9 protein-coding genes and 1 tRNA gene are annotated in these 12086 nt (G+C 61.7%); 8 read left to right on the top strand and 2 right to left on the bottom strand.

All coding sequences use genetic code 11. The features are described from left to right. Window positions 1–82 precede the first annotated feature (82 nt). The gene (locus tag H292_RS0110030; RefSeq protein ID WP_037188183.1) at window positions 83–961 is read right to left on the bottom strand and encodes an AraC family transcriptional regulator; all 879 of its coding nucleotides are present in this window, start codon (window positions 959–961) and stop codon (window positions 83–85) included. 126 nt (window positions 962–1087) lie between these two features. On the opposite strand from H292_RS0110030, the gene H292_RS26995 reads away from it, so the two are divergent. Next, a complete protein-coding gene (locus H292_RS26995) occupies window positions 1088–2440 on the top strand; it encodes a DHA2 family efflux MFS transporter permease subunit (protein WP_020111313.1) in 1353 nt (450 codons plus the stop codon). A 192-nt stretch (window positions 2441–2632) separates the two neighbouring features. On the opposite strand, the gene H292_RS0110020 is transcribed toward H292_RS26995, so the two are convergent. Further along, a complete protein-coding gene (locus H292_RS0110020; RefSeq protein WP_020111312.1) occupies window positions 2633–3304 on the bottom strand; it encodes a FadR/GntR family transcriptional regulator in 672 nt (223 codons plus the stop codon). A gap of 170 nt (window positions 3305–3474) precedes the next feature. Between H292_RS0110020 and H292_RS0110015 the strand changes: the two genes are divergently transcribed. From H292_RS0110015 to H292_RS28105, 7 genes are all read left to right on the top strand, one after another. Continuing rightward, a complete protein-coding gene (locus tag H292_RS0110015; RefSeq protein WP_020111311.1) occupies window positions 3475–5136 on the top strand; it encodes a bifunctional fumarylacetoacetate hydrolase/alpha/beta hydrolase family protein in 1662 nt (553 codons plus the stop codon). Between the two features lie 25 nt (window positions 5137–5161). Next, complete coding sequence (locus H292_RS0110010) at window positions 5162–6466, top strand: metal-dependent hydrolase family protein (RefSeq protein ID WP_020111310.1); 1305 nt, start codon at window positions 5162–5164, stop codon at window positions 6464–6466. A gap of 89 nt (window positions 6467–6555) precedes the next feature. Continuing rightward, on the top strand, window positions 6556–6831 hold the full coding sequence (locus H292_RS27850) for a WhiB family transcriptional regulator (protein ID WP_037188180.1): 276 nt from the start codon (window positions 6556–6558) through the stop codon (window positions 6829–6831). Between the two features lie 205 nt (window positions 6832–7036). Further along, window positions 7037–8899, top strand: a complete 1863-nt coding sequence (locus H292_RS0110005; RefSeq protein WP_020111309.1) for a beta-glucoside-specific PTS transporter subunit IIABC — start codon at window positions 7037–7039, stop codon at window positions 8897–8899. Between the two features lie 13 nt (window positions 8900–8912). Beyond that, window positions 8913–10325, top strand: a complete 1413-nt coding sequence (locus H292_RS0110000) for a glycoside hydrolase family 1 protein (protein WP_027498722.1) — start codon at window positions 8913–8915, stop codon at window positions 10323–10325. Between the two features lie 11 nt (window positions 10326–10336). After that, window positions 10337–11191 carry a PRD domain-containing protein gene (locus H292_RS0109995; protein ID WP_020111307.1) on the top strand — a complete coding sequence of 285 codons (855 nt, stop codon included), beginning with the start codon at window positions 10337–10339 and terminating at the stop codon, window positions 11189–11191. A gap of 606 nt (window positions 11192–11797) precedes the next feature. Further along, window positions 11798–11892 (top strand) — tRNA-Leu (locus tag H292_RS28105). Window positions 11893–12086: the final 194 nt, after the last annotated feature.

Here is a 12086-nt window from a genome sequence, read left to right as displayed (position 1 = left end):
ATCATTCTGTTGCGCTACCGATCTGCGGACAGCCCTTGCTCGTCGGCGATCAGCGGGCACGGCCGAGCGCCCTGGCAGAGCGCTACCGGCGTCGCCAAGATCCAGGGGGTGTGCCATGAAGTTCGCGGAACCGCCGGTTGAAGTACGCGGGATCGGTGAACCCGACTCGGCCGGAGATGGTCTCGACAGTCAGATCCGTACTGGTCAACAGCCAGCGGGCTTCGGTCATCCGCCGTTCGAGGATCCAATCACCGACCGTCCTGCCGGTCCGCTCGCGGACAAGCGTGGTCAGATGTCCCGATGACATGCCCACCGCGTCCGCCACATCACCTGTCGACAACGGACGACCGAATCTTTTCTCGATAACCCCGAACGTGTGCGCCAGGATCGGCTCACGGCGCTGCATCAGCGTGCCCTCGACGTCACCGGCCGCTCGCGCGACCTCGAGCAGCAGCAGGAACAGATACGACCGCATCGCTTGATCCGCGCCGGGATCTTGATCCCGCAGTTCACTTTCGAGGCCGGTGAGGATCATCTCCCACCGCGGTCGAGCGGCGTCGACCACACGGAAATTCCCCGCTTCGGACCTATGCTCCGCGACGAGAAAAGTGCTCAACAGTGGATTCGATCGCCACAGTTGTAATGCCTGGCCGCCGTCAGCCGCATTCTCGAGCACGGCAGGGGAGAACTGCACCGCCCATCCCTTCGCATCGGCTATCCCGGACAGGTCGTGCACCATTCGCGGAGGGATCACTGCGGCATCACCGGGGCCGACGGGCCACCTTCGTCCTGCCCATTCGTGCACCCCGGAGCCGGAGGAAAAGTACAAAATCTCCAAGTCGTGGTGGCCGTGGGCGCCGTTGCGGACCCGAGGGTGGGCGGGAGTGATCCGCTGCACATCAAGCGCCGGAAGACGTCGGTTTGACCTGTCCAGCTCGAAGATTGGTGGAGAACGGTACATTGTCGGATAGCCTCCCCTGATAACGCTGTCGCAGATCAGGCATGCGAAAGCTAAATCGGAGAATAGTCCAAGAATGTCCGACCGAGGTCTACAGCGTCCGCGTCGCGGGCTTCGTAGCGTGAAGTCATGCCTCTCAAGTACAAGGTCGCCGTTGTCACCGTCGCGGCGCTGTTCATCGACCTGTTGGACCTGACAATCGTCAATATCGCTGTTCCTGCGCTGCGGGGCGAGTTCGACACTCCTATCGCACGGGTGCAGTGGGCAGTGACTGCGTATGTCCTCGTCGTCGCCGCGATCATGCCGGCCAGTGGATGGGCCGCCGACCGGTTCGGTTCCAAACGGATCTTTCTGTTCGCGCTGGCCATATTCACCGCGGGTTCGGCGCTGTGCGCCTCTGCCTGGGACGTCGACGCCCTCATCACCGCTCGTGCTCTTCAAGGTGTCGGCGGCGGAATGCTCGTACCGGTGGGAATGGCGCTTCTGTTCCGCGCCTTCCCCGAGGACGAACGCGCCAAAGCTTCGGCAATCCTCTCCGTTCCCGCCGCGGCGGCTCCAGCCCTAGGCCCGCTCCTCGGTGGCGCGTTCGTCGACACCATCGGCTGGCGCTGGGTCTTCGTGATCAACGTGCCGATCGGGATACTCGCGTTCGTGTTGGCACTGTTCTGGCTCGACGAGCACAGGGTCGAGCGGGTCGGGCGCCTCGATGTGCCAGGCTGGATGGCTGGTGCCACTGGTCTTGCTCTGGTGACATTGGCACTGTCCAACGCATCCGACGGATCCTTCGTGCAACCGGTCGTGCTCGGGCCCTTCAGCTTTGGCCTCGTCGCCCTTGCCCTCTTCATCCGAATCGAACTGAGAACCGACGCTCCGATGGTTGACCTGGGTATGTTCACCCGTCGACCCTTCGCGCTGGGTAACGCGACGATGTTCCTCGCCTCTGCCGGATTCGGTGCACTGCTCTTCGCGCTCCCGCTGTTCCTGCAGGGCCCCTACGGGCTGAGTGTCCGCGCCACTGGGCTGCTGCTGGCCTGCCATGCTGTGGGAATCATCCTCTCGACGATCACAGCGCCGAAGTTGTTGCGGCTGATCGAAACACGCGCACTTCTCGGTTCCGGTCTCACAGGTTCCGCGGTCGCCACCGCAGCATTCGCGATGTTCTCGGAGAACACACCGCCACCGGCACTAGGTGTGGTTCTTCTCGTTGGCGGGGCATCGTTCGGATTGCTGATCGTCCCACTGCAGACCGTGCCGTTCGACTGCATGAACAATGACTCCATCGCCCGCGGTACCGGCATTCTCGGTGTGGTGCGCCAACTCGGCGTCGCGCTCGGTACCGCCGCTGTTTCCGTGCCCCTCGGCCACGCCCTGGCAGGGCAAGGATTCCCCAGCGCCTTCGTCCTCGCTGCCGTCCTTACTCTTGTCGCACTGCCCACCGCGATCGCCATACCGAGATTCGTTCGGCAGTCCGCACATCAGTAGGACCTCCACCGCGGCTGCAGTCCGAGGGTGTGTGGACTCGGTCCCGCTTGTCAGGCAATATCACGGAGTTGTGAGGAGGACGACGGGATGATGTCCGACGCGGGCCAGCCGTTCTCACGGCCACTCGATGTAGTCCCCTGAATCGATTCCCGTCTCAATCATTCTGTTGCACTATCGATCTGCGTAAACTGGTCAGCCATCGACGCCGAGCAGTGTTGTGCGCACGTGGCGAAGATGCTCACGCATCGCCTCGCTGGCCGCAGTGGGGTCCCTGTCTTCGAGGGCAGCGACGATGGCTTCGTGTTCGGTGCAGTAACACTGCTTCAGTTCCGGATTGAAGCTCCGGCGTTTGAGCGAGCCCCAGATCGGCTGGCTACGGCTGTCGATGAGCAGTTTGCTGACCCCGATCAGCACCATATTGTGAGTGGCGAGCGCAAAACTGTGATGCAACAACGTATCCCAGCGCTCGAACTCTTCCGACGTGGTTGCGTCGTGACCGCCGCGAAGGCAGCGATGCATCTCGTCTATGTCGGCGCGGGTCGCAGCATTGACCGCCAGCGGGAGGAGTTCGGGTTCGAGCACGAAACGGGATGCCATGATCTCGGCCGGACTCGGGTGATCGGCCACCTCGAGCTCGGTCGAAGCGCGAGGTGTGAGGAACGTTCCGCGGCCGACGTGGCGAACCACAGCGCCCCGCTCTTCGAGCGTATCCAGAGCAGCGCGGACCACCGCGCGGCTCACTCCCGCGGCGGCCGAGAGTTCCCGCTCGGTCGGCAGCTTGTCCCCGGGGCCGAGACCGCCGTCTGCGACGAGTCCATCGATGAACCGAAGGGTGGCCGCATGAGGACCGACTGCCAGCGTCACAACAACCTCCCACCTGTAGCCATACCAATGTGAACCAATGTTAGACGATGAACCTCCTGTGAGGTCGGCCTATGGATTCGAGATCGAGTGTTGACGGTCACAGTTCCTCGACCTATCGTAACCAATACGGACCGAATAACGGTTTGGTTCACATTGGTTTGGGAGGCTCAGTGCGATTCGCACGAATTCAGACGAAAAACGGCGCACAGATCTGTGCCGTCGACCAGAACGGGGCTGCCCGCGCAGTCCGATTCGCCGATACCGGCGAATCCATCACCACGCTGCAGCAGGTCATCGACGCAGGCGCGGCCGCCACGGACCGACTGACAGCCGCCACGACAGCCGAGGGCGGCAAGCTCCTCGCCCCGATCGTCCCGCGCCGCAACGTGTTCTGCGTAGGCCGCAACTACAGCGAGCACGCCGCCGAGTTCGCCAAGAGCGGCTTCGACGCAACCGGATCCGCTGATGGACAGCACGTTCCCCAGCATCCGGTGGTGTTCACCAAACCGGCCGCGACGGTCATCGCCTCGGGCGATGCGATCGATCCCCACACCGATATCACCTCTGCGCTCGATTACGAGGGCGAGATCGGCGTCATCATCGGCAAACGCGCATCCAAGGTGAGCAAAGAGGACGCCATGGAATACGTGTGGGGTTACACCCTGATCAACGACATGACTGCTCGCGACCTGCAGCGTGATCACAAGCAGTGGTTCATCGGCAAGTCGCTCGACACGTTCTGCCCGCTCGGACCGTGGGCAGTGACCGCCGATGAAATCGACATCGACGACCTGCAGCTGCAGACTCGCATCAACGGCGAGCTCCGCCAGGACACCAACACCTCGCAACTGATCTTCGACGTCCCCACGATCATCGAAACCCTTTCCGCAGGAATCACTCTCGAAGCCGGTGATGTCATCGCAACCGGAACTCCGGTCGGTGTCGGAATCGGCTTCGACCCACCGAAGTACCTCGTCCCCGGGGACGAGGTCGTCATCTCTGCACCGGGCCTCGGTGAACTGCGCAATGTCATCGGCGAACCCAGCGACCCCGATCATCTCGTCGCGGCCGGCACCAGCCGGTTGTTCGTCGAGAAGACCGGCACCGGCCCCGCCGTTGTGCTCATCCATGGTCTCGGCGGATCCACCACTGTCTACGAACCGCAGGTTGCCGCTCTCGCCGAAACGCACACCGTGCTGCGGTACGACTTGTCCGGACACGGTCGTTCACCCGTCGCCGGCCCCAATTCGATCACCGGGTGGGTCGAGGAACTCAAAGCCCTGCTCGACGCCGAGGGCATCGAGCAGGCAGCACTGGTTGCGCATTCGATGGGGACTCTCGTGGCGGCGACCTTCGCTGCGACTTACCCGGACCGCGTCAGCAAGCTCGCTCTGCTCGGCCCGGTCAAGGCACAACCAGACGCCGCCAAGACTGCGACCCGGGCACGCGCGCGCACCGTGCGTGAAGGGGGAATGTCTGCTGTCGCCGACACCATTCTCGGTGCGGCACTGTCGTCGACCACACACGAGAGCAAGCCGGTCACCGTTGCAGCAGTTCGTGAATTGCTCCTCGGCCAGGACCCCGCAGGCTATGCCTTTGCCTGCGAAGCACTCGCTGCGGCCGAGAACCCGGACTTTGCGTCGATCTCCGTCCCGGTCCTGCTGTTGACCGGAGACGGCGACAAGGTCAGCCCGGTCGCGGTCAACGAAGAATTGCTCGGAACCTACCCCAGTGCCCAACTGAACGTTCTCGAGGGCGTCGGACATTGGCACTCGCTCGAAGACTCCGCTTCGGTCACCCACCGGCTCCAGGACTTCCTGGTCAAGCCCTGATTTTACTCAGAAAGGAGATCCGACAATGACGTCGTCACCGTCCACGGATCAGGCAGTTCTCTTCACCAACGTACGAATTTTCGATTCCTCCGGCTCCGACCCGTTCGAGGGAGAGGTCCTCGTTCACGGCGAACGTATCGTCGAGGTCCGCAAGGGAGCCGGCGATCTACCGCAAGACGGTGCTCGGGTCGTCGACGGGCAGGGCAAGTTTCTGATGTCCGGTCTCTGCGATGCACACACCCACTTCTCCTGGGTCAACTCCGCTGATCTGCCCGGCCTGGGCACCATGGGCGTCGAGGAACACACGTTGTTGTGCGCTCGCTCGGCGCAGACGTACATCGACTCCGGCTACACCATGTGCGTCGGTGCCGCTGCAGCAAAGCCTCGCCTGGACGTGGTGATCCGCAACGCCATCAACGACGGTCAGATCCCCGGCCCGCGTTACCTGGCGAACTGTCAGGAAATCGCCGTCACCGGTGGTGCATTGGTCGATGGCATCACCGCCTTCGCCGACGGACCCGAGGAAATGCGCAAGCAAGTGCGTCGCAACGTCGAAATGGGCGCGGACCTGGTCAAGCTGTCGATGTCCGGTGAGGAGATCACCGGCAACCAGCACGCGGAGGACAACTACTTCTCCGACGAAGAGACCCTCGCTGCTGTCACCGAAGCTCATCGCCGCGGGCTACGTGTCTGCTCCCACGCACGCTCGGGTGAATCGGTGAAGATGTCACTGCGCAACGGCGTCGACATCATCTATCACGCCTCGTTCATCGACGACGAAGGTCTCGACATGCTCGAAGAGCAGAAAGACCGAGTATTCGTCGCACCGGGACTGAACTGGCTCGTCGCCACTCTCGAGGACGCAGCCGCGTTCGGCTACCCACCCGAGGCCGCCGAAGCAGCGGGGTACAAGCACGAACTCGAATGCGCCATCGACGGTCTGAAGAAAATGAAGGAGCGCGGTATCCGCGTTCTGCCCGGCGGCGACTACGGGTTCGCGTGGACACCGCACGGCACGTACGCCCGCGATCTCGCGCACTTCGTCAACCTTCTCGGCTACACGACGAAGGAAACGTTGCTCGCTGCCACTGCGTTCGGCGGCCAGATCATGCGTATGCCCGATGATCTCGGTCAGGTTGCGCCCGGCTTCTACGCCGACCTGATCCTCATCGACGGTGATCCGCTCGAGGACATCACCATCCTGCAGGATCAATCCAAGATCGTCGGCATCATGAAAGATGGCCGTTTCCACAAAGATCCGACCAACGGCATAGAAGCACGGCCACGCGAGCTGGACGAAATTCACCGTGGGTCGCCCGTTCCCGCCTGACACACGACAGCATTGACCAGAGTCGAGAACAGGGGTCGAGCGCCTACGTGCGCCCACCCCTGTTCTCGGCATGGAGAGAGGAAGCTGCCATGACCATTCGTGCGTCCTCGCCGACCAGCGCAACGCCCTGGCAGTGGCAACAACACGGTGACTGCGGCTTCTACGGCCCATCGGTCTTCTTCGGCCCCGAAACCGAAAGCAGATCCGCCCGCCGACGCCGCGAGCACGAAGCCAAGACAATATGCAGAACCTGCCCGGTCCGCGACCCCTGCCGCGACTACGCAACTGCCAACGCAGAACGCCACGGAATCTGGGGCGGACTGTCTTTCGCCGAACGCACCACACGCAAACGAGTCTCCGGCTGATCGCTCGACCGAACCTGAGAACCCATGCGACCGTCGCCTTGTCGTCCCCCTTGCGCATCAAGTCGAGTGCCGTTAGTGTTCTCGATCACAAGCTTTACCAGGATTGTTACTCGGTCACGAGGCAAGACCTGAGCTACACGCATTTGGACGCGTGCGGCTCAGGTCTTTTTTTGTGCCGTAACACGGAAACGCGACAGGGAAAATCATGGCAATCATCGACCACAGGTCGCTCGCATCGGACATTCTCGAGGGGGTGGGCGGGCAGAGCAATGTCGACTCGGTCGTGCACTGCGCCACTCGCCTTCGCTTCAAACTGCGCGACAGCGCGAAAGCGAACACCGACGCGGTCAAGGCGCTCCCTGGTGTGCTGGTGGTGATGAAAGCAGGCGGCCAGTACCAGGTGGTCATCGGTGACGACGTACCGACCGTGCACGCCGAAATCACGAAACTGACCGGTAACGCCTCGACAGAGGAACGGACCGGAGCGGTAGTCGAGGGCTCCGCGTGGTCGCCGAAGCGCCTGCTCAACGGGTTCATCGACGTTGTGTCCTCGATCTTTCAGCCGATCGTCTGGCCTCTGGCCGGCGCAGGATTGCTCAAAGCTCTGCTGAGCCTCGTAGTGCAGTTCGGTTGGCTCGACGCCTCCAGCCAGACGTATGTCATCCTGGCCGCCACGGCCGACTCGATCTTCTACTTCCTTCCCATCTTCTTGGGCTATACAGCGGCGAATCGGTTCGGGGCCAACAAGTTCACCTCGATGGCGATAGCTGGGGCTTTGGTGTATCCGTCGATAGTCGAATTGAGTGCGTCCGGTGAGTCGGTGAGATTCTTCGCTGTTCCGGTCACGATGTTCAACTACACGAGCTCGGTGATTCCCATCATCGTGGCCGTCCTGATTCAGGCACGGCTCGAGAAGATATTGATGCGATTCCTACCGAAGATGTTGCGCAACTTCGCGACACCGATGATGTCGATCATCGTCATGGTTCCGCTGATCCTACTGACGGTCGGCCCGGTCACTTCCTTCCTGGCCAATGCCCTCTCTACGGGTATCGGGAACGTCTTCGTCTTCGCTCCGTGGCTGGCCGGCGGCGTCCTGGGCGGCCTGTGGCAGGTGTTCGTGCTCTTCGGGCTGCACTGGGGCCTCATACCGACGATGCTCAACGACATCGCGATCTCCGGAAGTTCGATCCTGCTCGGCCCGCTGCTCAGCGCCGTACTCGCTCAGGCAGCCGCCACCCTGGCCGTGTTCTTCCGAACTCGCAACAGTCTCCGACGCAGCGTCGCCGGACCCGCCGCCGCATCAGGCTTCCTTGCGGGGGTGACGGAGCCGGCGATCTACGGTGTGAATCTGCCACTGAAGAAGCCGTTCTTCTTCGGCATCGTGGGCGGTACCGTGGGCGGAGCGATCGCGTCGTCCGGCGGCAGTGCTGCGACTGCATTCGTCTTCCCGTCAATCCTGGCGCTTCCTGCTTTCACCACAGTGGGTAACTTTGCCCTACAGGTAACCGGAGTCGTCATCGCGGTGAGCGTCTCGTTCGCGCTGACCTTCGCGTTCGTGGATCGCGAGAAGGCGGCGGAGGTCGACTCTTCCGATGCGACCGTCACGGTGGGGACGGTGGAGATAACGTCACCGGTCGACGGAACGATCGTCCCGCTCGCCGATGTGCCCGATCGTGTATTTTCCTCCGGCGTACTGGGGCAAGGATTCGGCGTGGTACCCAGCGAAGGTGTTGTGCGCGCGCCTATTTCCGGCACCGTGATCACCGCTATGAAGACCGGTCACGCGTACGGGATCAGGTCCTCCGACGGTGTCGAGGTGCTGGTTCACATCGGCATCGACACCGTTCGTATGAACGGGGAGGGATTCACGCCCTCGGTCGCCCGCGGTGACGTCGTGACGGCCGGCGACATCATCGCCGAGTTCGACGTCACGGCAGTGCAGAAGGCGGGCTTCGACCCGATGACGCTGGTGGTGGTCACCAATTCCAAGCAGCTCGCATCGATCGAATCCATCTCGTCGGGTGCCGTCTCACATGGCACGCCCGCCATCGCAATCACAGTCTGAGAAGGGAACCGCAATGACGAACAACAACTTTCCCGAGGGGTTCCTCTGGGGCGGTGCTACGGCAGCGAATCAGATCGAAGGCGCGTACGACGAAGGAGGCAAGGGTCTTTCGATCCAGGACGTGATGCCCCGCGGCATCACCGCAGCACCATCCGACGCGCCGACCGCAGACAATCTGAAGCTGCACGCCATCGACTTCTACAACCGATATGCCGAGGACATCGCGCTCTTCGCCGAGATGGGGTTCAAGGTCTTCCGATTCTCCATCGCGTGGAGTCGCATCTTCCCGATGGGGGACGAGGACAAGCCCAACGAAGAAGGACTCGCGTTCTACGATCGGGTGCTCGACGAGCTGGAACGGCACGGGATCGAACCGCTCGTCACCATCAGCCACTACGAGACTCCACTGCATCTCGCTCGCACGTACGACGGGTGGAGCAGTCGCAAGCTGATCGGCTTCTACGAGCGCTACTGCGAGACCCTGTTCACCCGGTACGGTGCTCGCGTCAAGTATTGGCTCACCTTCAACGAGATCAATTCCGTTCTGCACGAGCCGTTCTTGTCCGGCGGTATCGAGACGCCGAAAGATGAACTGACACAGAGGGATCTGTATCAGGCGGTTCACCACGAACTGGTGGCATCGGCACGGGCGACGCGACTGGCCCGCGAGATCATGCCCGACGCGCAGATCGGTTGCATGATTCTGGCGCTACCGGCGTACCCGTTGACGCCGGCTCCAGCGGACGTGGTCGCGGCGATGAAAACACAGCACGAAAGTTATGCGTTCGGTGACATTCACTGCCGCGGTGAGTATCCGGGGTATCTGCTTCGTTACTTCCGAGACAACGGGATCGAGCTCGATATCACCGACCAGGATCGCAACGACCTCAGCAACACCGTCGACTTCGTCTCGTTCAGTTACTACATGAGCATGTGCGAGACGGCTGATACCTCAGCGCGAGTGACAGGTGCAGGCAACATCTTCGGAGGTGTCGCCAATCCGACGCTCGAGGCGTCGGAATGGGGCTGGCAGATCGATCCCCAAGGGCTGCGCGTTGTCATGAACGACTACTGGGAGCGTTGGCAGAAGCCGTTGTTCGTCGTCGAGAACGGTCTGGGGGCCAAGGATGTCCTGGTCGAGGTCGACGGCGTTCCGACAGTCGAGGACGACTACCGCATCGACTACCTGAACCAGCACCTGCTTCAGGTCGGCGAAGCGTTGGCCGACGGCGTCGATGTTCTCGGTTACACCACCTGGGGTTGCATCGACCTGGTGAGCGCATCGACAGCGCAGATGAGCAAACGGTACGGGTTCGTCTACGTCGACCGTGATGACGATGGGACCGGATCGCTCGATCGGTACCGGAAGAAGTCCTTCGTCTGGTATCGAGATGTGATCAGTAGCAACGGCGCGTCACTCGGCTGAAGGGAAGCCTCATGGAGATCCTGCGGATCTTCAACAACAACGTCGTGTTGGCGCGCGCGGACAATGGTGGCGAAGTTATCGTGACCGGGCGAGGTCTGGGTTTTCAGGCCAAGCCCGGTCATCGGGTCGATCAGGAGCGGGTGGCCAGAGTTTTCGTGCCGGAGGACGGCCGGGATCCCGACAACTTCGGTGCCTTGGTCGCCGCTGTTCCACCGGAGCATCTCGTGTTGGCCGACCGAGCGCTCGACGTAGCGCGTGCAGAGTTGGGCACAACGCTGGGGTCGACGACGGTGATCGCCCTTGCCGACCACCTCAGCTTCGCGGTCGTCCGCCACGAGAAGAACATGCCCATGAGCTACCCGCTGCGCGGCGAGGTTGTTCACATGTATCCGCGTGAATATGCAGCCGCCACAAAGGTTCTTGAATACGTGAACACCCAACTCGACCAGCCGCTGGTAGTGGACGAAGCCGTCGCCATTGCGCTACACCTGGTGAATGCCGGATTTGCTAGCGGCGACCTGTCGTTCACGTACCAGATGACGGGTGTGTTCACTCAGCTCTTCGACATCATGGGTGCCGAATATGACAGGGTGTTCGACCGAGATTCGGTCAACGCAGCGAGATTCATCACGCATCTTCGCTACTTCTTCGTCCGAGCCTGCACGGGTCGGCAACTCGAGGAGCGATTGGGGAAGCTCCGTGACGCTATTCGTGACGTGTACCCAGATGCGCACGCGACCGCGGTCAAGCTGCAGACGGTATTGGAGCTGCGTCTCGGTGTTCCGCTGACGGACGACGAGGTCACTTATCTGACGCTGCACGTCGCACGCATGGTCGACGAAGTTCGTCCGACCGTCACCGGCTGAAACGACGACCAACCCGGGTCGTCGTCATCGATCGCAACGACCATGCGGGCGGAATCACCGTGTTGCAAGGTAGACGTCAGTTGCCTCGACATGAGATAACTGTCGTTTCCGCACGATGTCGTGGACGCTTTCCTGTCTGTTGTCGCCGATCTTGGTAGCTTTTCGGCTTCGTCGGCGTCATCGCCGCAGCGAACTCCCGGCCTCCATCTGGGTGGCGTCACCGCGTACCACTGCGATGGCTATCGTCCGGCTCTGCAAATCCAAGACGGACCAAGCAGGCAGCCAGTCAGCGAAATCCTGGCCGTACAACGAGAGTTACGAAACTTGCCCGCTCGACGCCGAAAAGCGTTGGCGACACATAGATGCAGTTGCCTACCGACTCCATGGCGATGTCGGCTTGCGGCGAATCAGTCTCGTTGTCACGAGTCCCCACATAGCGCCGATGCGGGATGGCGCGCTCGTCCACCCGAAACTGTAGTCGTCCACGGGTGATCACGACTGTCCGGTGCCGCAGCGCCGGCGGTAGCTCGGTGTCACGACAGTGTCACAAGTCGGTACGATCGAGCATGGACTCGTCCGGACTACGATGCACGAAAACCGTTGCAAATAAACAAATATGAGGTCCATGGAAGTTCATGCAGATTCACTTCTAGGGACTTAAAATCCGCACAGTGTCGGTTCGAGTCCGACTGGGGGCACCAGGGTCCATATGGATTCGGATTTCTCGATCGGGACAGTGGTTTTCGGATGCAGCAAAACAGACTCGCTATCCCGGGTGTTCAGCAACGGGCACAGTGACGACGGCGTGGGTTCGAAGCCTCCACTCGGGCACTCTCACCCCGAGGGTTGGTGGACACTCGACTGCCGCAGCAGTGATTCTCCGCCACTGTTTCTG

It is taken from the genome of Rhodococcus sp. 114MFTsu3.1 (assembly GCF_000383555.1).
Classification (GTDB): Bacteria; Actinomycetota; Actinomycetes; order Mycobacteriales; family Mycobacteriaceae; genus Rhodococcoides; species Rhodococcoides fascians_E.
The sequence above is the reverse complement of the archived record's forward strand: the minus strand, read 5'-3'. Positions and strand labels throughout refer to the sequence as shown.